The 24,430-nt window shown below is 65.7% G+C and carries 20 protein-coding genes and 1 pseudogene; 13 read left to right on the top strand and 8 right to left on the bottom strand.

Annotated features, from left to right (window positions below; genetic code table 11):
• Nucleotides 1–250: 250 nt before the first annotated feature.
• Complete coding sequence (locus B4U45_RS16800) at nt 251–1,600, top strand: UDP-glucose dehydrogenase family protein (protein ID WP_075546345.1); 1,350 nt, start codon at nt 251–253, stop codon at nt 1,598–1,600.
• Nucleotides 1,601–1,725: 125 nt separating this feature from the next.
• Nucleotides 1,726–2,403, top strand: coding sequence for an Rv0324 family HTH-type transcriptional regulator (locus B4U45_RS16805; RefSeq protein WP_075546346.1), 678 nt, complete (start codon nt 1,726–1,728; stop codon nt 2,401–2,403).
• Between the two features lie 23 nt (nt 2,404–2,426).
• On the opposite strand, the gene mddA is transcribed toward B4U45_RS16805, so the two are convergent.
• Nucleotides 2,427–3,191 (bottom strand): methanethiol S-methyltransferase, encoded by a 765-nt coding sequence (gene mddA / locus B4U45_RS16810; protein ID WP_075546347.1) that lies wholly within the window; start codon nt 3,189–3,191, stop codon nt 2,427–2,429.
• Nucleotides 3,192–3,431: 240 nt separating this feature from the next.
• Between mddA and B4U45_RS16815 the strand changes: the two genes are divergently transcribed.
• Nucleotides 3,432–4,100, top strand: a complete 669-nt coding sequence (locus B4U45_RS16815; RefSeq protein WP_075546348.1) for a class I SAM-dependent methyltransferase — start codon at nt 3,432–3,434, stop codon at nt 4,098–4,100.
• A 9-nt stretch (nt 4,101–4,109) separates the two neighbouring features.
• Here B4U45_RS16815 and B4U45_RS16820 read toward each other — a convergent pair whose 3' ends face one another.
• Entirely contained in the window at nt 4,110–5,453 is a 1,344-nt protein-coding gene (locus B4U45_RS16820) for a cytochrome P450 (protein WP_219859573.1), read from the bottom strand.
• A 90-nt stretch (nt 5,454–5,543) separates the two neighbouring features.
• Between B4U45_RS16820 and B4U45_RS16825 the strand changes: the two genes are divergently transcribed.
• The 8 genes from B4U45_RS16825 to B4U45_RS16860 all read left to right on the top strand — a co-directional run bounded on the left by B4U45_RS16825 (nt 5,544) and on the right by B4U45_RS16860 (nt 13,382).
• Nucleotides 5,544–6,143: a TetR/AcrR family transcriptional regulator gene (locus tag B4U45_RS16825; RefSeq protein ID WP_075546350.1), complete on the top strand. Its 600-nt coding sequence runs from the start codon at nt 5,544–5,546 to the stop codon at nt 6,141–6,143.
• A 180-nt stretch (nt 6,144–6,323) separates the two neighbouring features.
• Nucleotides 6,324–7,505, top strand: a complete 1,182-nt coding sequence (locus B4U45_RS16830; protein WP_083153932.1) for an NAD(P)/FAD-dependent oxidoreductase — start codon at nt 6,324–6,326, stop codon at nt 7,503–7,505.
• Nucleotides 7,502–8,305 (top strand): nucleoside phosphorylase, encoded by an 804-nt coding sequence (locus B4U45_RS16835; protein ID WP_075546352.1) that lies wholly within the window; start codon nt 7,502–7,504, stop codon nt 8,303–8,305. The genes B4U45_RS16830 and B4U45_RS16835 overlap by 4 nt, the downstream gene beginning before the upstream one ends.
• A 146-nt stretch (nt 8,306–8,451) precedes the next feature.
• Nucleotides 8,452–8,742 (top strand): DUF4190 domain-containing protein, encoded by a 291-nt coding sequence (locus tag B4U45_RS16840; protein WP_075546353.1) that lies wholly within the window; start codon nt 8,452–8,454, stop codon nt 8,740–8,742.
• An 88-nt stretch (nt 8,743–8,830) separates the two neighbouring features.
• Entirely contained in the window at nt 8,831–9,586 is a 756-nt protein-coding gene (locus B4U45_RS16845) for a maleylpyruvate isomerase family mycothiol-dependent enzyme (RefSeq protein ID WP_075546405.1), read from the top strand.
• An 11-nt stretch (nt 9,587–9,597) separates the two neighbouring features.
• Nucleotides 9,598–9,972, top strand: coding sequence for a nuclear transport factor 2 family protein (locus B4U45_RS16850; protein ID WP_075546354.1), 375 nt, complete (start codon nt 9,598–9,600; stop codon nt 9,970–9,972).
• Between the two features lie 10 nt (nt 9,973–9,982).
• Nucleotides 9,983–10,849, top strand: coding sequence for a glucose-1-phosphate thymidylyltransferase RfbA (rfbA, locus tag B4U45_RS16855; RefSeq protein ID WP_075546355.1), 867 nt, complete (start codon nt 9,983–9,985; stop codon nt 10,847–10,849).
• Between the two features lie 691 nt (nt 10,850–11,540).
• A complete protein-coding gene (locus B4U45_RS16860; RefSeq protein ID WP_082275328.1) occupies nt 11,541–13,382 on the top strand; it encodes a molybdopterin-dependent oxidoreductase in 1,842 nt (613 codons plus the stop codon).
• A gap of 19 nt (nt 13,383–13,401) precedes the next feature.
• Here the strand turns inward: B4U45_RS16860 and B4U45_RS16865 are convergent, their stop codons facing one another.
• On the bottom strand, nt 13,402–13,848 hold the full coding sequence (locus tag B4U45_RS16865) for a group III truncated hemoglobin (RefSeq protein WP_075546356.1): 447 nt from the start codon (nt 13,846–13,848) through the stop codon (nt 13,402–13,404).
• A complete protein-coding gene (locus tag B4U45_RS16870) occupies nt 13,841–14,590 on the bottom strand; it encodes a helix-turn-helix transcriptional regulator (protein WP_083153933.1) in 750 nt (249 codons plus the stop codon). Before B4U45_RS16870 ends, B4U45_RS16865 begins: the two co-directional genes overlap by 8 nt.
• A gap of 129 nt (nt 14,591–14,719) precedes the next feature.
• Between B4U45_RS16870 and B4U45_RS16875 the strand changes: the two genes are divergently transcribed.
• Entirely contained in the window at nt 14,720–15,703 is a 984-nt protein-coding gene (locus tag B4U45_RS16875) for an Acg family FMN-binding oxidoreductase (RefSeq protein WP_075546358.1), read from the top strand.
• A gap of 68 nt (nt 15,704–15,771) precedes the next feature.
• Nucleotides 15,772–16,153: pseudogene (locus B4U45_RS16880) on the top strand (hemerythrin domain-containing protein).
• A 121-nt stretch (nt 16,154–16,274) separates the two neighbouring features.
• Here the strand turns inward: B4U45_RS16880 and B4U45_RS16885 are convergent.
• From B4U45_RS16885 to B4U45_RS16900, 4 genes are all read right to left on the bottom strand, one after another.
• The gene (locus B4U45_RS16885; protein ID WP_075546359.1) at nt 16,275–17,651 is read right to left on the bottom strand and encodes a PE family protein; all 1,377 of its coding nucleotides are present in this window, start codon (nt 17,649–17,651) and stop codon (nt 16,275–16,277) included.
• Nucleotides 17,652–18,368: 717 nt separating this feature from the next.
• Nucleotides 18,369–20,036, bottom strand: coding sequence for a PE family protein (locus B4U45_RS16890; protein WP_176357881.1), 1,668 nt, complete (start codon nt 20,034–20,036; stop codon nt 18,369–18,371).
• A gap of 183 nt (nt 20,037–20,219) precedes the next feature.
• The gene (locus tag B4U45_RS16895; RefSeq protein ID WP_036394632.1) at nt 20,220–21,509 is read right to left on the bottom strand and encodes a pyridoxal phosphate-dependent aminotransferase; all 1,290 of its coding nucleotides are present in this window, start codon (nt 21,507–21,509) and stop codon (nt 20,220–20,222) included.
• 30 nt (nt 21,510–21,539) lie between these two features.
• Nucleotides 21,540–24,344 carry a heterodisulfide reductase-related iron-sulfur binding cluster gene (locus tag B4U45_RS16900; protein WP_099184514.1) on the bottom strand — a complete coding sequence of 935 codons (2,805 nt, stop codon included), beginning with the start codon at nt 24,342–24,344 and terminating at the stop codon, nt 21,540–21,542.
• Between the last annotated feature and the right edge of the window lie 86 nt (nt 24,345–24,430).

Here is a 24,430-nt window from a genome sequence, read left to right on the forward strand (position 1 = left end):
ATTCCGGTGCCCGTGCAGATACCGGTGCCCCCGATCTTTGGTCCCGGCGGTGGGGGCGGCTTCCCGGGCGGCGGCGATGACGACGATCATGGCGGCGGCCGCGGCGGCGGCCGCGGTGGCGGCCACGGGCACGGTCGCGGCGGTTTCAACATCCCGTTTATCCCCGGCCTCTGATTTCGCCGGGTAGCTGTCACCTGTCGTTCAGCGCCACGATGTGGTCTGCTCATCGCGGGCACCTACACACGGTGGTGTGAGATGTACCGTCTTCGGCACCGGTTACCTGGGTGCCACCCACGCCGTCGGAATGGCGGAATTGGGACACGAGGTCCTGGGGGTGGATATCGATCCCGGCAAGGTTGCCAAATTGGCCGGCGGCGATATTCCATTCTACGAGCCCGGTTTGCGAAAGCTGTTGACCGACAATCTGACTGCTGGCCGGCTGCAATTCACCACCGACTACGACCTGGCCGCCGACTTCGCCGACGTGCACTTCCTCGGCGTCGGCACACCGCAGAAGAGAGGCGAATACGGCGCGGACCTCCGTCACGTGCACTCCGTCATCGACGCGCTGGTGCCGCGTCTGAGCAGGGCGTCGGTCCTCATCGGCAAGTCGACGGTCCCGGTGGGTACTGCTGCCGAACTGGGGCGCCGGGCCGCGGCCCTGAGTCCCCGGAATGCGACCGTCGAAGTCGCGTGGAATCCGGAATTCCTGCGCGAGGGATTCGCGGTCCAGGACACGTTGCACCCGGACCGCATAGTCCTTGGCGTACAGGATGATTCGACGCGGGCAGAGGCGGCGGTTCGCGAGCTGTACGGCCCGCTGCTGCAGGCGGGCGTGCCGTTTCTGGTGACTGACCTGCAGACCGCCGAGCTGGTCAAGGTATCTGCGAATGCCTTTCTGGCAACCAAGATCTCGTTCATCAATGCGATTTCGGAGGTGTGCGAGGCCGCAGCCGCCGACGTCAGCCTGCTGGCCGACGCGCTCGGGTACGACCCGCGCATCGGACGCCAATGCCTCACCGCCGGTTTGGGTTTCGGAGGCGGATGCCTGCCCAAGGACATCCGCGCATTCATGGCTCGCGCCGGCGAACTCGGCGCCAACCAGGCACTGACGTTCCTGCGCGAAGTAGACAGCATCAACATGCGCCGGCGCACTCGCATGGTCGAGCTGGCCGCAATAGCGTGCGGCGGTTCGCTGCTGGGCGCCAACATCGCGGTGCTCGGCGCGGCGTTCAAGCCCGAATCCGACGACGTGCGAGATTCGCCGGCACTCAACGTCGCGGGCCAGCTGCAGCTCAACGGTGCCGCGGTCAACGTGTACGACCCGAAGGCCCTCGACAATGCGCATCGAGTGTTCCCCACCCTGAACTACGCGGTCTCGGTTGCGGAGGCATGCGAGCGCGCCGACGCCGTGCTGGTGCTCACCGAATGGCGTGAGTTCGTCGACCTGGACCCCGACGACCTGGCCGACAGGGTGCGGGCCCGTGTCATTGTCGACGGTCGCAATTGCCTCGACGTCTCCCGGTGGGAGCGCTCGGGCTGGCGGGTGTTCCGCCTCGGTGCCCGGCTGCCGATGGGTGACACTCAGAACGGCGCTTGAGCCAGATCGCCGGTTCCTCGCGGTGACCGCCGTGGCCGGTGCGTGCGGATCAACCGTCGCCGCGTATTATGCAGTTCCAATGAACGATGGAATATCAGTATTCCACTGAGTCTTGGAGCAGCTGAATGGCCGGACAGTCGAATCGCAAGGCGGCGCTACTGGAGCAGATCGCGCGGGTGGGCAAGGCGCTGGGTAACGGCCGGCGTTTGCAGATCCTCGACCTACTCGCCCAGGGTGAACGCACGGTCGAGGCGATCGCGACTGCGACCGGGATGAACCTGACTACGGCATCCGCAAATCTGCAGGCGCTCAAGAGCGGCGGCCTGGTCGAGGCTCGTCGCGACGGGACCCGCCAGTACTACCGGCTCGCCGGGGACGACGTGGCGAGGCTGTTCGCGTTGGTGCAAGTCGTCGCCGATGAGCATCTGGCGGACGTGGCAGTCGCGGCCGCCGCAGTGTTGGGCTCACCCGAGGATGCGATCACCCGCGAAGAGCTGCTGCGCCGGCAGAACTCCGGCCAGGTAACGCTTGTCGATGTGCGACCGCACGAGGAATACCGGGCCGGCCATATCCCGGGCGCCATCAATATCCCGGTAGCCGAGCTGGCCGATCGGCTCGCCGAACTTCCGGCCGACTGCGACATCGTCGCCTACTGCCGTGGTGCCTATTGCGTCATGGCCCCCGACGCAATCCGTATTGCTCGCGGCGCGGGCCGCGCGGCGATGCGTCTCGACGACGGAATGCTCGAATGGCGGTTGGCCGGACTGCCGGTGGCCGAAGGGGCGGCAGTCCGAAGCCCATAGCGCTGCCCCGACATTGATGCGGATTACCGGGTTGCTGTCCCCGGCCTACGGCGTTGCTTGCGCAGCAGCAGCCCGGGAATGAGCATGGGCACCCGGTTGCGGTATCGCCGGTAGTCATCGCCCAGCGACCGGCTCAGGTCATGCTCTTCGAGAGGCAGGGCGACCAGGATGTAACCGGTCGTCATTACCGCAAACAGCAGATGGCCGGCGGTCATCGTGGGCGTTGCCCAGAATGCCACGATGAACCCCAACATAATCGGGTGCCGCACCAACCGGTAGAGCATCGTGCTGCGGAATTCGAGGTGGGTGTAGGTCCGTTCCCGCGCGGCCAGATAGACCTGCCGCAGGCCGAACAGGTCGAAATGGTTGATCATGAAGGTCGACGTGAACGCGATGACCCAGCCCAGCCAAAACAGCCCCTGCACAAGCAGTTTCGCCGGCGGCCAACTAACGGCCCAGATGACGGCAGGCATCGCTCGCCATTGCCAGAACAACAGCAACAACAGCAGGCTCGACAACAGCACGTAAGTGCTGCGCTCCACCGTCGCCGGCACGACTCGGGTCCACCGCGACTTGAACCACGGGCGCGCCATCACGCTGTGTTGCACCGCGAATAGCCCTAACAGAACGATATCGACCACAACCGCCTCGGACGTGGACGCTGTGATGCCGTTGTCTACGGTGCGCGGTACGAGCAGATTGCCGACGAAACCGATCGCGTAAAGGAATGCCGCTACGAAGATCAGGTAGCAGATCGCTCCGTATCCGACTACCAGTACCCGTCTCATGTTTGCCCTCCTGGTTTCGTGGTGCTGCGACGGTCTTGCGCTTTCCAGGGCACGTGGATGCCGGCTCGCCGTGAAACCAGGCGCCTCCCGTGCGGGCGGTTCGTGAAGTGACGTTTGACCTGGTGAGCAGTGGTCACCAGGTCACTATAATCCACTAATCTATAATTCAATAGAGTACTGACAGAGACTTGGCCAGCCCGGCCGGATCGGCCCTACCGGCTGCAACAGAAGGGACGCGGTATGTTCTTCGCCGGGCAGCCGGAGCTGGCCGTGGAGCAGCACGAACACTGGCAGGACACCTACCGGGCGCATCCGGCGATGTACGGGTTGGGCCCGTCGCTGCCGGCCGGGTATGCACTCGAGGTCTTCCAGAGTGCCGGGGGCAGCAGGGTGCTGGAATTGGCGGCCGGCCAGGGCCGGGACAGCCTTCATTTCGCCCGCGCGGGTTTGCAGGTGCTGGCCACCGATTTCAGCGATGTTGCGGTTGCGCAGCTGCGCCGAACCGCGCACTCGCAGGGCCTGGATGGTCGGGTGCGGGCACTCGTGCACGACTTGCGCGCGCCACTGCCCGTCGAGATCGGGTCCTTTGATGCCGTCTTTGCCCACATGGCGTTATGTATGGCACTGTCCACCAAGGAAATTCATGCGGTTGTCGCCGAGGTCCGGCGGGTGCTGAAGCCGGGCGGGAAGTTCGTCTACACCGTTCGGCACACCGGCGATAAGCACTACGGCATGGGCCAGTGTCATGGCGACGACATCTTCGAGTGCGGCGGGTTCGCCGTACATTTCTTCTCCCGCGAACTGGTCGACAGCCTGGTCGCCGACTGGATACTCGACGACGTACACGCCTTCGAAGAAGGCGAATTGCCCAGGCGGCTGTGGTGCGTCACCGTCGCCAAGCCGAAGTAGTGCCGGTCTTTAGACCAATGCGCCGTCACGTTGCGGGGTAAGCCGCAGGCGTGCCCCATGTTTGGGGACGGTCGTGATGTTGCGGACCAGCGGACTCTCGCCATTTGTCGGTCCCGACGCGGTGATGGTGAACTGGCGAAAAATCTCTTGCAGGACAGCGGCGCCTTCGGTCAGCGCGAATCCGGAGCCCAGGCAGCGGCGCACACCCCCGCCGAAGGGGAGCCAGGTGTTCGGCGCCACGCTGCCGTCGAGGAATCGGCTGGGACGGAACTCAGTGGGCTCGGGGTGTGATTCCGCGTTGGCATGAGCCAGCAGGATCGACGTGTTGACTACCGTGTCCGCCGGCAGCCGCCATCCGCCGATCTGGGAGGGTTCGGTGAGTTTGCGTGCCGTAGAGGCGATTACGGTGTGTCGGCGCATCCCCTCTTTGAACACCGCCGTCAAGAAGCCGTCATCACCGCCAGCGGCGGCCGCCACGACCTGGCTTTGGATCCCGGGGTTGCGGGCAAGTTCCCACAGTGTCCAGGACAAGGCCGCGGCTGTCGTCTCATGCCCAGCCAGCAGCAGCGTGATCAGCTGATCGCGAAGCTCCGCATCGGTCAGCGGCGTGGTGGCCGCGTCGTCGGTCTGTAGCAGCCGCGACAACACGTCGGTACGGACTTGGAGATCGGAAGCACTTTGGCGGGAGGCGATTTCGCGGTAGAGGAGCTCGTCGATCCGGCGCTGGTTGGCCAAGAAACGCTTCCACGGGTTGACGTGCTTGAGCGACGGATAGCGAAGCACGGCCAGGATCAATGGGTGGATGTCGACAATGTCCGGCAGCCGAGTGGTCAACTCCGCCTTGACTTCTGGGTCGGTGACCCCGAATACGACCCGCAGAATGACGTCGAGGGTGAGTGCGTTCATGCAATCGAGGCTGTTGATGTGAGCATCGGCGGGCCATCGCGCGATATGTTCGCGCGCAACGGAAGGGATCATGTCGCGGGATCCGCGCAGCGCGGCCCGACTGAACGCCGGCATCAGCAGCGAACGCAGCCGCGCGTGCTCGGCTTCGTCGGTGGTCAGCACCGAGTGCTCTCCCATGACAAAGCCGAGAATCTGGTTGCCTTCGCCGGCGTGCAGCGTCCTGGGGTTGGCCGAGAATATCTCCTTGATGTGCTCGGGACGCGTGAAGACCACCAGGTGGTCGGCATACGGCGGCACGCGCAGCGAGAAGACGTCTCCGTACTTGCGGTGCATCGCCGGCAGGAACCATTCCCGAAACTTCAGGTACAGCACGCTTTGGACGAGGCGGGGGAGCCGCGGTCCTGGTGGCAGGCTCGCGGTCGCGGTGTCGCCGTTGAACGCTCCCATAAACCGGACAACCCTGTTTGCCATCACGCTCCCGCGTCAGTTAAACAAATGTTTGATGTAAACGAATGCTTATCACGGTAAGCTGCGGCTGTGCAACAGCCGCGCACCAACCGCGACAAACTCCTCGACGGCGCCCTCGCCTGCCTACGGGAACGCGGTTACGGAAATACCAGCTCGCGTGACATTGCCCGCGCCGCGGGGGTGAACGTCGCGTCGATCAACTATCACTTCGGGGGTAAGGAGGCTCTGCTCGACGACGCGCTCAGCAGGTGCTTTTCGACGTGGAACGAGCGGGTCCGGGAGGCGTTCGATCAATCGGCGGCGACCGGTCCTTCCGGACAGATCCGCGCTGTCCTGGAGGCGACCGTCGACTCGTTTGAGCAGATCCGTCCCGCCGTGTATGCCTGTGTCGAGTCGTACGCGCCGGCGTTGCGCTCGGAGGGGCTACGAGAGCGCCTTGCTGCTGGATATGCAGAAGTGCGCCAACATTCAGTGGATCTGGCTCGCACCGCCCTCGCCGGCTCCGATGTCGAACCGCCCGAGAACCTGCCCGCCATCGTCTCGGTATTGATGGCCGTCATCGACGGCTTGATGATCCAGTGGATTGCCGACCCGGCGGCCACCCCTCGATCGGCCGATGTTCTGCGAGCACTCACCGACATCGGCGCCGTCGCGTCCCAGTCGTCGTGAATCGCACCCTCGACGCTTATTCCTGAACGCATGATCGACGGCCCAACCGGATGACCCTTGCCGGAACTCCGCACTGTATCTACTATTCCATAGATATTTAGAACACGTGAGGAACGAGCCGCGCGGACTGCTCGTCGGGCACGAGATGGGCAACGTGTCGACCGGAAGGGAACCAACATCATGAGTAAGACGATTGTCATCCTTGGGGCCGGTGTCGGGGGTCTCACCACCGCCGACACCCTTCGTCAGCTGCTGCCGTCCGATGATCGGGTCATATTGGTGGACAAGAGCTTTGACGGAGCCCTCGGCCTTTCGCTGCTCTGGGTGCTACGGGGATGGCGCCGGCCCGACGAAGTCTGCTTCCGCGCGACCCCGACGTCGCTACCCGGCGTCGAGCTGGTCACAGCTACCGTGGATCGCATCGACGTCGGCACCCGTGCGGTGCACACCAGCAACGGTGTCCTCGGCTACGACGCGTTGGTGATCGCCTTGGGTGCCACGCTCGACGAGGCGGCGGTACCCGGATTGGCGCAGGCACTCCAGGCCGGCGTCGCGGGCCAGTTCTACACGCTTGACGGGGCGACGGAACTGCACGGAAAGGTCGACGCGCTGGACCGCGGCCGGATCGTGGTGCTGGTGGCAACGGTGCCGTTCAAGTGCCCGGCCGCGCCGTTCGAGGCGGCGTTCCTCATGGCTGCCCAACTCGGCGACCGTTTCGCCAACGGCACCGTACACATCGACACCTTCACCCCCGATCCGCTGCCGATGCCCGTCGCAGGACCCGAGGTCGGCCAGGCTCTGGTGACGATGCTCGAGGATTGTGGCATCGGTTTTCACGCCCGCAAGTCCGTCACCGCAGTCAACGCGGTGGAACGGACGTTGCAATTCGGTGATGGCACGATCGAGCCATTCGACCTGCTTGCGGTGGTTCCGCCGCATGCGCCGTCGGCCGCGGCGCGATCAGCCGGGCTCAGTGAATCTGGGTGGATACCGGTGGACCCGCAGACGCTGTCCACTAGGGTCGACGGCGTGTGGGCTCTCGGTGACGCGACTGTGCTTACTTTGCCGAATGGCAAGCCGCTGCCCAAGGCGGCGGTGTTCGCCCAATCCCAGGCTGGAGTCGTCGCGCACGCCGTCGCTCGCCATCTCGGCTACGACGTGCCGGAGCGTCTGTTCACCGGCGAGGGTGCCTGCTACGTCGAGACCGGTGATCACCGGGCCGCCAAGGGCGCGGGCAACTTCCTGCGCGCTCCGGCACCTTCGGTGACCTTGTACCCGCCCTCGGTGGCATTCCACGACGAGAAAGTTGCCCAAGAAAGGGCCTGGCTGGGCCGCTGGAATACGCTAACGTCGGCACGGTGACCGACGGCCAAGAGGGTTACCCGCTGGTTGCGCCAAAGGACTTCGACGCGCCTTCGGTGTTCCGCCCCGCAAATCTGCTGCGCGAGGCTCGCCGTCAAAAGTCGTTGCCGGACAATCCTGTTCCGGCGGTGTGCGTTCTGGATCCCGACGGAGACGTAGTACGGCACCTGGCCCGGGCCGGGAACGGATATCGCCACCCGGGCTGGGCCTGCTACCACACCGAGATGTGGGTCGTCGAGGTCGACGGGCTCGAAATCGGGGTTGTCGGAATGGCTGTCGGCGCGCCGTTCGCGGTGTTAGTCGCCGAACAGTTGTCCGTATCCGGCGCATCATTGCTCGTGAGCATCACGTCCGCGGGACGCATCAGCGGCACCGAGACACCGCCCTATTTCGTGCTCATCGAGCGGGCGCTTCGCGACGAAGGAACCAGCGCGCACTACGTCGCACCCGGTGAATGGAGCTATCTGGCTGCGGGGCTCAAAGACAAGCTCCGAAATGCCTTCGACCAGAACGGTATCCACGTGGTGGCAGGAAGTTCTTGGACGACCGATGCTCCTTACCGCGAAACGGCACTGGCCATCAAGGAAGCGGAGCGGCGCGGAATCGCATGCGTCGAGATGGAGGCAGCAGCGCTGTACGCCTACGCAGCTGCGGCAGGCCGGAATGTTGTCTGCCTGGCGCAGATCACGAACACCATGGCCGTTGACGGCGACGACTTCGAAAAGGGCAGCGACAACGGGGTCAACCTTTCGCTCGCGGTGGCCTCTGCCGTCGCGACGGCGATCCTTGGCTCGCCGTAGGTCTGACGTTTCTTTCGGCGTTGCGGCTGCTTGAACAACAGTGCCGCTTCCAAGAATTCGTCAAGCATCCGTGCAGCGGTGGCCACGAGAATCGTTCTCGTCAACCAAGCGGCCGCGGCGGCCAGCCAACGAGATGGGTACCGAACATGACCAACGACCGCCAGGCGACTGCGTTTCCCCGGGCTGAGTCTGTGAGCCCGCTGGCGATCAACGGCTTTGCGATCGCGGCGCTGGTGACGAGTGTGCTGGGCTTGCTGTATGTGAGCATTCCCCTCGGAATCGTCGCGCTCTACCAGATCGCCCACCGCCGGCAGCAGGGTCGTGAACTTGCGATAGCCGCACTGGTGATCTCCGCATGGTGGCTGTCTTCCCTTGTCGCGATTGCCGTCGCAATACTCCTCGTGTGGCTTACGCGTCCGGTTCGCCAACCGCGCTGAGCTCATGCCTCGAGCGCCTCGGCACTCGGGGCGCTATGACCGAACTCCGCGCCGCGGATAACTTCGGGCCGCGAGTAGCGTGACCGCCGTGGATTACCCGTCGGCATATCTTGACCAGACCCGCGAATTTGGTGACCTCGTCCGCAACGCCGACCAATCGACGCCGGTGCCGAGTTGTCCGGGCTGGAACGTCGGACAGCTGTTCCGCCACGTCGGGCGTGGCGACCGCTGGGCGGCGCAGATAGTGCGCGATCGACTGGACAGCTTCTTGGACCCGCGCAGTGTCGAAGAGGGAAAGCCGCCACCGGATATGGACGACGCCATCGCCTGGCTGCGCGGTGGAGCGCAGCGTCTCGTCGATGCCGTCGAGCAGACCGGTACGGAAACGCCGGTGTGGACATTTCTCGGTCGTAGGCCGGCGGGCTGGTGGATCCGGCGTCGGCTGCACGAGGTGGCGGTGCATCGCGTTGATGCGGCAATCGCCATCGGGAGCGAATTCACGCTGCAACCGGACATCGCAGCCGACGGAATCAGTGAATTTCTGGAGCGCATCGCGATCCAGGCCGGGGGCGCCGGTGCTGCTCTGCCGCTGCAGGCCGGCGACACCTTACATCTGCACGCCACCGATCCGGGGCTGGGTGCCGCGGGGGAATGGACGGTCGGCGTCGACGAGGGCCGGATCACGTGGTCCCACGAGCACGGCAAGGGAACGGTGGCGCTTCGCGGCAGTGCCGCCGAGCTGCTGCTGGCGATGGTGCGCCGAGTTCCGGTCGCCGACACCGGTATCGAGGTGTTCGGTGATGATGCCGTGTGGCGGAAATGGCTGGATGGCACGCCTCTTTAGACTGGCAGACCATGACCACTTCGGAGATCGCCACGGTGTTGGCTTGGCACGACGCGTTGAATGCCGGTGATGTGGAGACGTTGGTGTCGTTGTCCAGTGACGATATCGACATCGGTGATGCGCATGGGGCGGTGCAGGGTCATGAGGCGCTACGCCGATGGGCCGGCTCGGTCGTGGTGGCGGCGGAGCTAGGGCAGATGTATGTGCACGACGGCGTCGTGGTCGTCGAACAGGAGATCACCGACCGTGACGATCCCGGGGCCGTCAGGACCGCCGCGTCGGCATTCCGCGTGGTACGTGACCATGTCACCGCGGTCTTTCGTCATGACGACTTGGCCTCGGCGCTGGCGGCCACCGAACTCACCGACGACGACCTGGTGGACTGAGGAGCCGCTGATGCGCGGAATCATCTTGGCCGGTGGTTCGGGGACCCGGTTGTATCCGATCACCATGGGGATCAGCAAGCAGCTGTTGCCGGTCTATGACAAGCCGATGATCTACTATCCGTTGACCACGCTGATGATGGCCGGTATCCGCGATATTCAGGTGATCACGACGGCTCATGATGCGCCGGGGTTTCATCGTCTGCTCGGCGACGGCAGGAACTTTGGGGTCAATATCAGCTATGCGACTCAGGGTCGGCCCGAGGGACTGGCGCAGGCGTTTGTGATCGGTGCTGATCACATCGGTACTGATTCGGTGGGTTTGGTATTGGGAGACAACATCTTTTATGGTCCCGGGCTGGGGACTAGTCTGAGCCGATTCCAATCCGTCAGTGGTGGGGCGATTTTCGCGTATTGGGTGGCCAACCCGTCGGCATACGGAGTGGTCGAGTTCGGTGCCGATGGCATCGCGTTGTCGTTGGAGGAGAAACCGGCCACCCCGAAGTCGCATTATGCGGTGCCGGGGCTGTATTTCTACGACAACGACGTGATCGAGATCGCCAGGGGGTTGAAGAAGTCGGCCCGCGGGGAGTACGAGATCACCGAGGTCAACCAGGTCTATCTCGACCAGGGCCGGTTGGCGGTGGAGGTGCTGGCCCGGGGCACGGCGTGGCTGGACACCGGGACATTCGACTCGCTGCTGGATGCCGCCGATTTCGTCCGGACGCTGGAACGTCGGCAGGGACTCAAGGTCAGCATTCCCGAGGAAGTGGCGTGGCGTCTGGGCTGGATCGACGATGAGCAACTGGCACGGCATGCGCGCAGCCTGACCAAGTCCGGATACGGTAGCTACTTACTGGATTTGTTGGAACGCAACTGATTTCGGTCAACTCCGCGCATGACTTGCCGGCAACAGGCGGCGCACAATTTGCTCGCCTCACTCGGAAATTTTCATGGGGAGCAGGAGTGCCGCGGTCAACGATGTGCTCTTGCGCGGGCGTGGCTGCCCGTCGGCTCCGGTCAAACCTCCTGTGATGGTAGGCGTTCGGGGGATATCTCCCGTGCTCACCGAATCGGCGGTCATGCCGGCTGTATCGAGTGTGCAGTCAGGGCTTTGACTGTGTATGTAGGGCGGGAACCGCCGCGATCGGCCGCCCCGACGGCACTGTCGGCGCCGTCGGAGCACAGTCGACGCCGCCAGCGCACAGTCGGCGCCGCTTGCAGCGACAAGCCACGGCCGGTGCAACGGATTTGTCGCGCGTAGCCGGGCACAACGGATACCCGGACCATTCAGATGGCTCATGTGACTGACGTGATCAGTCGCCGGCGCGCAACGGCGGCCGGCGCGGCCGCACCCGCAACCCCGGGCCGGCGGTGCGGACGAGGCCGCAGTGCGCCGCGGTGAGTTCACAAAGGCCCAGTGCCGCAGGATAACTCGTAACCCACCGCCGGTCCGCGGCACTGGGCTGGATCCCGAACTCAGGAAGTCAACCCGCGGTTTCTCGAGCATGCTTACCATGGCGTACAGTTTTCACAGTGCATATTGTAGAAACGGACGGGGGTGCGACCTGATGACCGACCGAGACCGCCATGACCTCGATGTCCGAAACCTTCCTGACGAGAGTCGCAGCGCGGTCAAGCACGTCGATTTGTCGGCGACGGTCGCTGCCGCGCGCGGCGACGGCGAGCTGGACTTCGGCTACCGCGCCGAACTGCGCCTCGCCGAGAACATTGTCAACCCGGAGACCTGGGCCGGCGGGATAGAAGACAAGCGGGCGATCGCTCCGCGGTTGCGTATCGGTCGTGACCGGTGGCTGAACCTACTGTGGCTGATTCCCATCGGGTTCGCCCTGTTGGTCTTGGCGGTGGCGGTGGGCAAGGGCCTGCACAACATGCCGGCCGTGCAGGCATTCATCCAGCGATATCCCGGTACCCATGCTCCGTCCGGCGTCGGCCCGGGCATTCCCGCGTGGGTGGGCTGGACGCATTTCTTCAACCTGTTTCTGATGATGTTCATCATCCGCTCCGGGATTCAGATCCTGTGCGATCATCCACGGCTGTATTTCAGTCGCAATGCCACGCCGGGTAAGGACGAGTGGCTCCGGGTGGCAAAGCCGGTGCCCGATGACCCGCTGTGGACGGCCAAGGACGATTCGGTTGCCCTGCCCGGTCAATTGGGACTGCCGGGAATTCGGCATTCGATTGGGCTGGCGCGGTGGTGGCACCTGGGCGTCGACGTCTTGTGGTTGCTCAACGGCGTGGTCTTCTATGTGCTGCTGTTCGCAACCGGTCAATGGCGACACATCGTGCCCACCAGTTGGGACGTCTTCCCCAACGCCGCGTCGGTGGCTATCCAATATCTGTCGTTGAGTTGGCCGATCGACAACACCTGGGTGGCATATAACGCGTTGCAGCTGCTGGCTTACTTCACCACCGTCTTCATCGCCGCACCGCTTGCCCTCATCAGCGGTCTCGGAATGTCGCCGGCGCTCTCGATGCGTTTCACCGTGATCAGCAAGCGGCTGAGCATTCAGACCGCACGCTCGCTGCATTTCCTGGTGCTGGTGTATTTCCTGTTCTTCATTCTCGTGCACGTCACGTTGGTGTTCGCCACCGAGGCGTTGCGCAATCTCAACCACATGTTCGCCGCCCGCGACGACAACGGCTGGGTCGGATTCTGGACCTTCGCGGCGGCCATGGTCGTGGTAGCCGTCGGCTGGGTGATGGCCACGCCGTTCACTTTTCGCCATCCCCGCACCGTGCAGCGAGTCGGTTACGCGCTCGTCGGGCCGCTGCAGCGGTTGTTCGAGCACACCAACCCCAAGCCCGGCGCATTCACCGAGAAGGACATCTCGCCGTACTTCTGGCACAACGGCACCTACCCGGAAACGGTTGAGTACAAAGAGTTGGAGAAGAACAACTTCGTGGATTGGCGACTGCGGGTCTACGGTCTCGTCGAGAACCCCACCGAGTTCTCGTTGGCCGACTTGCATCACCTGCCGTACCACGAACAGATCACCCAGCATTTCTGCATCCAGGGTTGGTCGGGAGTCGCGAAATGGGGTGGCGTGTCGATGCAGACGATCATGGACATCGTCAAACCGTTGCCGGGGGCCAAATGGGTGGTCTTCTACTCATTAGGGCCCGGGGCCGACGGCGGAATCTACTACGTGGCACACCCGATCCAGCAGATGAGCCATCACCTGAGCATGCTGGCCTACGACATGAACGGCGAACCCGTGAGCTACGGTCACGGTGCGCCGCTGCGACTGCGTAACGAATTGCAGCACGGCTTTCGACATGTAAAGTGGCTCAAGGGCATCGAGTTCGTCGCGCACTACTCCGAACTCGGCAGCGGCTACGGCGGTTACAACGAAGACCATGAATTCTTCGGACGTCACCAGACCATCTAGGGTGGGCCAGTCAACGGACTCAGCCGGTTTGGCGGGTGATCAGCTCGTCGAGTTCCGGTGCGTCCGTGCCCGTTAGACGTCGGTGCATGGCCCAGGCGATCCTGGCGCCCTGGACTTTCGCGTGCTCGGCGACGGGTCCTCGGAACATTTCGTCGACCGTGTGGTTCCATACCGTCAGCCAGCGGACGAAATGACGGCTGCTCAATGGTGTTCGTTGATGGACGCTCCGGTGGGCGTGCAATGCGCTGCCCCGGTAGAGTCCGGCGCGAAACAGCACGGTCTCCCAGAAGTCGGCCATCACCGGGATGTGCATATCCAGACCCTTGCTCCGCAAATCGTCGAAGGGCGCGGCGAGCACGTCGTCGATCATCACCCGACCGTAGAACCGGCGCAGCAGCGCCTCAATGTCCGTGCGGTCGCGGACATCTGCGACAGGGTGGCCCGGCGGCACACGCGGTTCAGTCATGCCCGGTCATCCTGACAAGACATAGTTCCGGCTCGACGAATGGCTCGAGTTCGGCCTTTATCGCCGGCCGCGATGCAGCCGGATCACGTTCGCTTGCGGCCCAATCCGCGAAAAGGCCCTGCAGCAGACCCTGGTGCAGGGCGCAGCCCACTTCCGGGTGGGCTCGGGCCAGTTCCCGCACGGGGCAGCTGTGCAGCCGAATGGTCTGCTGGGTGGCCCTGTTCGATGATGCGGCCGGCTGCAGCTCAGGGCCGAACCCCATGCGGGCGAAAACCCTCGCGATCAGCGCTGCGCGCGTTCCGAGCATTTCCTTGGTCTCGACATCGCCGGAAGCATGTTGCCGGGCAACGTCTTCGCTTGTCGAGTCCCCCGAGATCCGCCGGGCCCATCGCCGGCCGGCGGCCTCGGCGCGGCGGCGACGCTTGTCGGGGGTGTCGCCCAATTCCAGCGCCAGGATCTCGGCCAGGATCTGATAGTCGAGCCGCTCGCGGACCGCGAGGTAACCGGTGCGGGGACGACCGACGCCGGAGCCGGCGATCCGGGTGCGCTCGACGACTCCGTCATTGCACAACGCGTCCAGGTGAAAGCGCACCGTGGTCGGATGCAGTCCCATCTGGGCGGCGAGCTCGGCTGCGTCGACCGCGTGGGAGTGCATGCGCACCAACTCGAGCACTCGTTGCCGCTGCCGGTTGTGGCCCATGCGATGCGGCGGTCCGCTCGCCGGCTCGTTTCGGTCGTTCATCCCAGGGCGCTCCTCGTCACATTGCCTAGCCCCTATTTAGAGGATATTATTCATTAATATAGCACTTGATGTCCGTCTCCGCATGATCTCGGAGATGGCTTGGGGCAGAACAGCAATCGGAGGCGCGCCGTGTTGGACACCGCGGTGGAAACCAAGACCATCGAGGAAGCGATCGAACTGGCGTGCCGGGCTCCCTCGCTGTATAACAGTCAACCGTGGCGGTGGGCGGCCGAGGGTGGCCGGTTGGAGCTAACCCTGGATCCCACTCGGCTCCTGCGCGCGGATCGAACGATGCGGCAAGCGCATATCGGCTGTGGCGCCGTACTTGACCACTTGCGGGTAGCAATGGCGGCCGCAGGGTGGCGCGCTGGTGTCGACCGATTTCCCAACCCGGACAACCCCTTGCACCTGGCCACGGTGGAGTTCACACCCATCGATCGGGTCACCGATGAGCAGCGGCAGCGTGCCGACGCGATTCTGAGGCGGCGAACCGATCGACTTCCGTTCCTGGCGCCGACCACGTGGGAATCGGTTGAGCCCGTGCTGCTTAACAGCGTGGACGCCGACGACGTCCGCCTGGACGTGTTGCCGGAAGAGCTGCGGCCCCGACTGGCCGAAGCGGCCGAACTCACCGAATCGCTGCGCCGGTACGATTCGTCATATCACCGCGAACTTGATTGGTGGACGGCGCCATTCGAGGACTCCGAGGGCATTCCCTTTAGTTCTCTGGTTTCGGCCGTCGAGTTCGGCCGGGTGGGGCTCAATCGCGCCTTTCCATTTACCCGCAACCCCGAAAGGCGGACCGGGGTCGGAAGCGACCACTCGAAGATCCTGATGCTGTCCACCGATGATGACAGTCACGGTAACGCACTGCGATGCGGCGAGGCCCTGTCGACCGTCCTGCTGGAATGTACGACGGCCGGCTTAGCCACCTGTCCGGTAACGCATTTGACGGAGCTGTCAGCTAGCCGCGAACTGCTCGCGGCGCTGACCGGTCACACCGACCTACCCCAGGTCCTGATCCGGGTGGGCAACGTACCCGCACTGGACAAGGCGCCGCCGCCCACACCGCGGCGTCCGCTTGCCGACGTGTTGCGGCTGAACCGTGAGTGACCGTTGAGCGAGGAAATCCATCGTGCCGAAATCGGCGTCCCCGGACTCAGAGGAGCATACGATGCCCAATCTGGCTGTTTCTACCGTCGCTGAAGCGAGAACACCACGAAATCGACTGTGTGATAGAGACGTTCGTCGAAGAGCTTGAGCTTGGCTACATGCCGCCCGAAGCATTGACCGCCGCGTTGGACGCGCTGCGCCGGCACATCTACGTGGAGGAGGTCTTCCTTTTCCCGCCGATCCGCCAAGCCGGGATGGTCATGCCCGCGGCGGCTGCCGCAGAGCTGCCGTCAGCTGCTGGCTCAACTCGAACAGCACAACTCCAAGGAGGAGCCGGTCGTCTATCCGCACGCTGACGTCCTACCACCCCAAAGGACCGCGGAATTGGCCCGGTTCATCGAATCCGGCCACACCCCCGATGGGTGGGTGTGCCAACACGCCAGTGGGTGAGGTTTGGGCGAACCTGCCCTGGTCGGCAATTGCCCGACATCGGACTTCGCGGCCAAACCCGGTCGACCAGAACCTTTGCGCCATCGGCCCGGCCAAGTCGTATGCCCGCGCCGTCGCGGGCCTACGGCAGCCCGTTCAACCCGTTCGCGCCTATTAACAGCCCGCCGGTGCCCCCTGCGCCAGGGCTGCCCGGGGTTGGGCCGGTTCCGGCGTTTCCGCCGTTTCCGCCGTCGCCGATCAGCGCGGCTGAGCCGCCCCGTCCGCCGGGCCCGCCCGTCACCCCGCCGGTGCCGCCGGCCCCGCCGTCACCGCCATTGCCGAACAGCCCGGAGTTGCCGCCCCTTTCACCGGTCCCGCCGATATTGGCGCCGTAGCCGCCGGCCCCACCGGTGCCGCCGTTAAAGAAGCCCGAACCGCCCACCCCGCCGAACCCGCCGTTCCAGGTGTTACTAGCACCGCCGGTGCCGCCGGGCCCGCCGTCACCGAAGAATCCGAACCCGCCTACCCCGCCGCCCCCACCGATACTGGTGCCGCCGCTCGCCGAACCGCCGTTGCCCCCGGCACCGCCGGTGTTGAACAGCCCGGTGCCGCCGTTCCCGCCGAACCCGCCCTCGCCGGTGGTAGTGGCCCCGCCGGTGCCGCCGGCCCCGCCGACGCCGAACAATCCGCCGACACCCCCGTCGCCGCCGCGCCCACCGTGCACGACGCCGAACCCGCCGGTGCCACCGGTGCCGCCCGGACCCCCAAACAGCCCGCCGGCACCGGCGGCACCGCCGGCCCCACCGGTGCCGACCGGGGAGGCCCCGCCGACGCCGCCGGTGCCACCGAGGCCCCACAACAGTGCTCGCCCGCCGGGCCCGCCGGGACCGCCGTCGGAGACCGTTGATGGCCCGCCGGCGCCACCGGTGCCACCGGTGCCCCACAGTCCGCCGATCCCGCCGGCCCCGCCGCCCGCGCCAACCCCGGTCGATGAGGCTCCGCCGGCACCACCGGTTCCGCCGTTGCCGAACAGGATGCCACCGGCCCCGCCGTTACCGCCGGCTTGGTTGGGGCCGCCGGATCCGCCGGCCCCGCCGTTGCCGAACAGGATGCCGCCGTCTCCGCCGTTTGCCCCGGTGCCCGGGGCGCCGTTGGCGCCGTTGCCGATCAGCGGGCGCCCGAAAACCGCCTGAGTGGGTGCGTTGAGCAGGTCCAGGAGCGACTGCAGCGGCGACGCGCTGGCGGCCTCGACGCTGGCATACGCGCCCGCGCCCGCGGTCAGCGCCTGCACGAACTGGGCGTGAAAGACCTCCGCCTGGGCGCTCAGCGCCTGATAGACCTGCGCGTGCGCCCCAAACAACGCCGCGATGGCCGCCGACACCTCGTCGGCACCGGCCGCCAGTATCGCTGTAGTCGGGGCCGCCGCGACGGCGCTGGCCTCGCTGAGTGCCGAACCGATATTCGTCAGATCTGTCGCCGCCGCGCCCACGATCTCCGGTGCCACCACCACATACGACATCGCTGTCCTCCTACCCGGCCATCGCCAGCACGTGTCGGAAGACAACAGCGTCGCGCGCAGTCGATCGTGCCTGTTAGGGCATTTCGACCTCTGTTTGTGCGACAGTGGGCCCGGCTTTCGCCACCGTTTCGCGGGCCGGCCGGGCCGCGCACAACAACACCACCGCCACTACGAGAGCGGTCGTGGGGCTATGCCCCGGTATGGGGAGATGGAAATCGCGTGCTGGTGCGGTTGGGTCGGTGGTCGGCGCCGCCGAGTGCGCGCTGGTGGCGCCGAGTGTGTGCTGGTGGCGCCGAGCGTGCCATCAGGGTGGCCGATCGCGGCGGTTACCGCCCTACATACACAGTCAAAGCCGTCACTGCACACTCGATGCGACGGCATGACAGCCGATTCGGTGAGCACGTGAAACATCCCCCGATCACCCACCATCACAAGCGGTTTGAGCGACGGTGCGGTATCGGCGCGCGGAAAACAATGCCGAGGTGTGCCGAAAACGGAGCGTGGTCACGATGAATTTCCGAGTGAGGCGGTTAGTGCCGGCAAATTGCCGAGCGGTTCCGTGGTAGCCGCGAGATGGTGGGACGGGCGCAGACGTCATAAGCCCCTATCACGCCCAGAGCAATTGCCTGCCAACATGATTCAGCGCCTTGGGTGGCCAGGCGGTAGCGAAATTATCCTTAGCCGCGGCCAACGCCGCAGCTGGGCCGGCCTATCGGGCTAGAGCCCGGGTTGCCCAGGCTCGCCGAACAGCAGCCCGCCGGAGCCGGGGTTGCCTGGGGTGCCGGAGAGCAGTGTCGCGGCGTTGCCGCCGTTGCCGCCGTTGCCGATCAGCTGCGCATTGCCGCCGTTACCGCCGATACCGATGCCGACGCCGTTCGGTCCGGGGACCCCGACGTTGCCACCGCTGCCGCCGTTGCCGATCAGCGCGGCCTGACCGCCGTTGCCGCCGTTACCGCCCTCGCCGCCGCCGCCGAAGCTTTCGAAGCCGGCACCGCCGGTGCCGCCGGCCCCGCCGTTACCGAACAGCCTCCCACCGGTCCCGCCGGCGCCGCCGTTGCCGCCCGTGGCGGTGGCACCGGCGACGGTGTCGGCGAAGGCGGCACCACCGATGCCACCGACTCCGCCGATGCCGAATAGCGTGCCGCCGCTCCCGCCGGCACCGCCGGCGCCGCCCGTGGCGGTGGCGCCGGTCGTATCGACGTAGCCGAGCCCACCGGTGCCGCCGGCGCCGCCGATGCCGAACAGGCCGGCGTCCCCGCCGTTACCACCCTGACCTCCGCTGATGAACAACGGCGAGTTGGTAAGGCTGCCTGCTCCGCCGGCTCCGCCGTCACCGCCGGCACCAAAGATCAGGCCGCCGCGACCGCCGGCGCCGCCGGACCCGCCGAATCCACCTCCGGCAGATCCCACCCCGCCGACGCCACCGGTACCGCCCGAGCCGAACAACCCGGCGTGGCCACCCGTACCGCCGGACCCGCCGATGCTCTCCACGGAGCTTCCGCCGGCCCCCCCGGTGCCACCGGTGCCGCCGAACAACCCGGCGTTGCCGCCGTTGCCCCCGGACCCACCGGCTGCGGCGCCACCCAGCCCGCCGGCGCCGCCACCGCCGCCATTGCCCAGGAGCCAGCCGCCGGCTCCGCCCTGGCCGCCGTTCCCACCGCCGAACTGCAACCCTGCGCTGCCCACACCGCCGACGCCGCCGACGCCGCCGTTGCCGATCAGTCCGGCGCTGCCGCCGTTGCCGCCGATTCCCCCGTTGGCGGTGCCGAATCCGCCCGCGCCCCCGGCGCCGCCGGTGCCGTACAGCAGCCCGCCGGCGCCGCCTTGGCCGCCGTTGCCGCCGTTGTTGATCGAGCCGCTGCCACCGCCGCCGCCCAGGCCGCCGTTGCCGAACAGTCCGGCGGCCCCACCATTGCCGCCCTGTCCGCCGGACACTCCGGATTGGCCGGATCCGCCGTTACCGCCGTCACCGATCAACCAGCCGCCGGCCCCGCCGCTTTGCCCGGTTCCTGGCGCCCCGTTGGCGCCGTTGCCGATCAGCGGGCGCCCGGTCAGCACCTGGCTGATTCCGTTCAGCGGGTCCAAGAGGATACTTTGGGCCGCATTGGTTGCTTCCGCGGCCGCGTACGAGCCCGCATTGACGTTCAGTGCCTGCACGAACTGGTTATGAAACGCCGCCGCCTGGGCGCTGAGTGCCTGGTAGGCCTGGCCGTGCGCGCTAAATAGTGTCGCAATGGCCGCCGACACCTCGTCGGCACCGGCGGCGAGCACCGCGGTGGTCGGGACCGCCGCGGCCGCGCCTGCCTCATTGAGCACCGACCCGATCCCGGCAACATTTGAGGCCGCCGCCTCCAGCGCCTCCGTCGACACAATCAGAAACGACACGTAAACCTCCCGCTGGCCGTGGCCGATAGCGGCCACCATCGACGACTAACCCGCGCAGCGTATGCCAAACCGACACGCCGCGGTCGGCTTTTGCAGACATCGACCACGGTTGCCGAGTCGGCGAAGCCAGCAGGCGCGCCGTCTCCAGCTCGATCGCTCTGCCCAGCAACGAGTTTCGCGAAGCTACTGGCGGTAACTGACCAGGAAGTTACCCAGCCGCTCGATCGCGGCGGCGAGATCACGAGACCACGGCAATGTCACCAGGCGCAGGTGATCCGGTGCCGGCCAATTGAATCCGGTGCCCTGGGTGACCAGAATCTTCTCGGACAGCAACAGGTCCAAGACGAGTTCCTCGTCGTCGGCGATGTCGTAGACCTCGGGGTCCAACCGGGGAAACGCGTAGAGCGCTCCGGCCGGCTTGACGCAGGAGACCCCGGGAATCTCGTTGAGCTTGGTCCAGGCGACGTCGCGCTGCTCGAGCAGCCGGCCGCCGGGCAGCACCAGGTCCTCAATGCTCTGGTGTCCGCCGAGGGCTACCTGAATTCCGTGCTGCGCCGGGACATTCGGACACAACCGCATGTTGGCCAGCAGGCTGATGCCCTCGATGAAGCTGCTGGCGTGGTCTTTGGGCCCGGTGATCGCCAGCCAGCCGGCCCGGTATCCGGCGACCCGGTATGCCTTGGACAGACCGTTGAAGGTCAGGCACAACATGTCGTGGGCGAGCGAGGCCACGCTGATGTGTTTGGCGTCGTCGTAGAGGATCTTGTCGTAGATCTCGTCGGCGAGCAGCAGCAATTGATGCTTGCGCGCCAAATCGACCATCTGGGTGAGGATTTCGCGGCTGTAGACCGCACCGGTGGGGTTGTTCGGGTTGATCACGACCAGGGCCTTGGTGCGGTCGGTGATCTTGGATTCCAGGTCGGCGATGTCGGGCTGCCAGCTCTGGGTCTCGTCGCACAGGTAGTGCACGGGCGTGCCGCCGGCCAGCGAGGTCGACGCCGTCCACAGGGGGTAGTCCGGTGACGGGATCAACACCTGATCGCCGTTGTCCAGCAGCGCCTGCAACGTCATGGTGATCAGCTCCGATACCCCGTTGCCCAAATAGACGTCGTCGACGTCGAACCGCGGGAAGCCCTCGACCAGCTCGTAGCGAGTGACCACCGCACGGCGGGCCGACAAAATGCCCTGAGAGTCGGAGTATCCCTGAGCGTAGGGCAGCGCTTGGATCATGTCGCGCATGATCACGTCGGGCGCCTCGAAACCGAACGGCGCCGGGTTACCGATGTTGAGCTTGAGGATGCGATGACCCTCGGCTTCCAGCCGCGCGGCGTGTTGGTGTACCGGGCCGCGGATTTCGTACAGGACGTCCTGCAGCTTGGACGACTGCGCGAAGGTGCGCTGCCGGTGATGTGCGGAGGCGTGCCAGGGCAGCTGGTGAGTAGTCACGTCAACCATGGTCTCATCGCTGTCCAGCGAATTTGCTGACAGGTGTCAAATCGTGGGTCAGCGTTTCCCCGGTGGACGTGCGCCGGGGGCGATGCCCAGCCCCTTGACGGGCGCCGGCGGGGGAGCGGCGTCCGGATCGGCCGGCGTGGTCGGCTCGGGTTCCGGCTTTGCCTCGGGTTGCTGTTCGGCGGGGGCCGCCGGCGCCGGAGCCGTCGCTGTGGTGGCCTTCTTCGCTCCCGGCCGCTTGGCGCCGGCGGCGATGCCGAGCCCCTTGGCCGGGGCGGCCGGCGCCGCTTCCGGCTGCGTGGCGGCTTCTTTGTCGACGCCAGCGGCAGGGGACGCCTTCTTGGCGCCGGGCCGCTTAGCGCCGGCGGCCAGGCCGAGCCCCTTTGCGGGCGCTTTGGCCGCTTCCTCAGTGGGTGCTTTGGCGGCTTCCTGGGCGGGGGCTGTTTTCTTGGCGCCTGGTCGCTTGGCTCCGCCTGCTATGCCCAGCCCCTTGACCGGCGGGGCGGGGGCGGCGGTCGATGTCCCAGCCGGTGCCTTGGCTGGAGCCTCAGCCGGAGCGGTCGGAGCGGTCGGCGCGGCGGCCTTCGGCGCTACCTTCGCTACCTTCTTCGTCGTAGCGGCCCGCTTCTCAGCCTCTTTGGCGGCGCTGCCCTTCTCCGGCAGCTTCACCGCGTCTCGGTCGAGCGACCCGAGCAACACCTGGGCCACGTCGAGCACCTCGACGCCGCTGCGGCCGGCTTCTTCCTGCCGGTCGTTGACGCCGTCGGTCACCATCACCCGGCAGAACGGGCAGCCGGTGGCGATGGTGGCGGCGTTGGTGGCCAGCGCCTCGTCGACGCGTTCGTGGTTGATCCGTTTGCCGATGTGCTCTTCCATCCACATCCGCGCGCCGCCCGCGCCGCAGCAGAAGCTGCGCTCGGCATGGCGCGGCATCTCGGTGAGGTTGGCGCCCGCGAAGCCGATCAACTCACGCGGTGCCTCGTACACCTTGTTGTGCCGGCCCAAGTAGCACGGGTCGTGGTAGGTGATGTCTTGAGAAACGGGAGTCACCGGCACCAACTTGTTGTCGCGTACCAGCCGGTTGAGCAGCTGAGTGTGGTGCAACACGGTGTAGTTGCTGCCCAACTGCCGGTATTCCTTGCCGATGGTGTTGAAGCAGTGCGGGCAGGTGACCACGATTTTGCGGTCGACGGTCTCCACACCCTCGAACAGGCCGTCCAGGGTCTCGACGGCTTGGGCGGCCAATTGCTGGAACAAGAATTCGTTGCCCGAGCGGCGTGCGGAATCGCCGTTACAGGTCTCCCCGGCACCCAGTACCAGGAACTTCACTCCGGCGATCGCCAGCAGTTCGGCGACGGCCTTGGTGGTCTTTTTGGCCTTGTCATCGTAGGCGCCCGCGCAGCCCACCCAGAACAGGTACTCGAAGCCGTCGAAGCTGTCGACATCCTCGCCGTACACCGGGACGTCGAAGTCGACCTCGTCGATCCAGTTGGTGCGGTCCGAGGCATTCTGCCCCCACGGATTCCCTTTGTTCTCAAGGTTTTTGAACAAGACCGACAGTTCGGACGGGAACTCCGACTCCATCATCACCTGGTAGCGGCGCATATCAACGATGTGGTCGACGTGCTCGATATCCACCGGGCACTGCTCGACGCAGGCGCCGCAGGTCACACAGGACCACAACACGTCGGGGTCGATGACGCCGCGCTGTTCGGCGGTGCCGACCAGCGGTCGGTTCGCCTGCTCGGGCCCGGAGCCGGGCACCCGGCCGAATCCAGACTCGGGAACGTGGTGGTGTTCGCCGCGACCGGATTCGACGTAGCCGCCCTCGGTGGCTGGATCCTTCTCCCCCAGGAGGTAGGGCGCCTTGGCCATCCAGTGGTCGCGCAGGTCCATGATGACCAGCTTCGGGGACAGCGGCTTGCCGGTGTTCCACGCCGGGCACTGCGATTGGCAGCGCCCACATTCGGTGCAGGTGGCGAAATCGAGCATGCCCTTCCAGGTGAAGTCTTCGATCTTGCCGCGGCCGAATTCGGCGTCGTCGGGCGGGTTTTCAAAGTCGATCGGCTTGCCGTCAGCCTCGATGGGCAGCAGCGGGCCCAGCCCGTCGGGCAGGCGCTTGAACACGACGTTGATTGGCGCCAGGAAGATGTGCAGGTGCTTGGAGTGCAACACGATGATCAGGAAGGCCAGCATGACGCCGATGTGCAGCAGCAGGGCCACCGTCTCCAGGATCTCGTTACCGGTGTGGCCCAGCGGACGCAGGATCGCGCCGAACAACTGAGATAGAAACGCCCCGTTGCCGTAGGGCAGTGTGCCGTTGTTCACCGCCGACCCGCGCACCAGCACATAGGTCCAGATGACGTTGAAGATCATGAACAGGATCAGCCACGCGCCGCCGGTGTGTGAGCCGTAGAACCGTGAGCTGCGGCCGTACTCCTTGGGCTCCGTCCGCAACCGGATGATCGCGAAGGTGACGATCCCCAGGAACACCGCGGTCGCGAAGAAGTCCTGCAGAAAGCCCAGCGCGTCCCACCGGCCGATGATCGGAATGTGGAAGTTGGGCTGGAATAGCAACCCGTAGGCCTCGATATAGACCGTCAGCAGGATGAAAAAACCCCACATGGTGAAGAAGTGCGCCAGGCCCGGGATCGACCATTTCAGCAGCCGGCGCTGGCCGAACACCTCGGCGATCTCGGTCCAGATCCGGGTCCCGAGGTTGTCGGTGCGGTCGCTGGCCCGTTGACCGGACATGACGAGCTTGTAGAGCCACCAGACGCGCCGCAGCGCGAACGCGCCCACTATTGCGGTCATGCCCAGGCCGACTACCAGTCTGATGAGCGTCTGCGTGGTCACCGAAAGTCTCTCCAATGCCTAGTCATCACTCTGGGGTCACTCTGGCGTGCTTTATTGCCTGCTCAACCTGCCCATACTGACATCTT

The organism is Mycobacterium persicum (assembly GCF_002086915.1).
Classification (GTDB): domain Bacteria; phylum Actinomycetota; class Actinomycetes; order Mycobacteriales; family Mycobacteriaceae; genus Mycobacterium; species Mycobacterium persicum.

Excerpts from the sequence above, each read along its gene's own strand:
- rfbA (WP_075546355.1), top strand. The coding sequence starts at position 9,983 with ATGCGCGGAATCATCTTGGCCGGTGGTTCGGGGACCCGGTTGTATCCG.
- B4U45_RS16850 (WP_075546354.1), top strand. The coding sequence starts at position 9,598 with ATGACCACTTCGGAGATCGCCACGGTGTTGGCTTGGCACGACGCGTTG.
- B4U45_RS16820 (WP_219859573.1), bottom strand. The coding sequence starts at position 5,453 with ATGGGAGCGTTCAACGGCGACACCGCGACCGCGAGCCTGCCACCAGGA.
- B4U45_RS16870 (WP_083153933.1), bottom strand. The coding sequence starts at position 14,590 with ATGAACGACCGAAACGAGCCGGCGAGCGGACCGCCGCATCGCATGGGC.
- B4U45_RS16830 (WP_083153932.1), top strand. The coding sequence starts at position 6,324 with ATGAGTAAGACGATTGTCATCCTTGGGGCCGGTGTCGGGGGTCTCACC.
- mddA (WP_075546347.1), bottom strand. The coding sequence starts at position 3,191 with ATGAGACGGGTACTGGTAGTCGGATACGGAGCGATCTGCTACCTGATC.
- B4U45_RS16885 (WP_075546359.1), bottom strand. The coding sequence starts at position 17,651 with ATGTCGTATGTGGTGGTGGCACCGGAGATCGTGGGCGCGGCGGCGACA.
- B4U45_RS16815 (WP_075546348.1), top strand. The coding sequence starts at position 3,432 with ATGTTCTTCGCCGGGCAGCCGGAGCTGGCCGTGGAGCAGCACGAACAC.
- B4U45_RS16860 (WP_082275328.1), top strand. The coding sequence starts at position 11,541 with ATGACCGACCGAGACCGCCATGACCTCGATGTCCGAAACCTTCCTGAC.
- B4U45_RS16805 (WP_075546346.1), top strand. The coding sequence starts at position 1,726 with ATGGCCGGACAGTCGAATCGCAAGGCGGCGCTACTGGAGCAGATCGCG.
- B4U45_RS16840 (WP_075546353.1), top strand. The coding sequence starts at position 8,452 with ATGACCAACGACCGCCAGGCGACTGCGTTTCCCCGGGCTGAGTCTGTG.
- B4U45_RS16865 (WP_075546356.1), bottom strand. The coding sequence starts at position 13,848 with ATGACTGAACCGCGTGTGCCGCCGGGCCACCCTGTCGCAGATGTCCGC.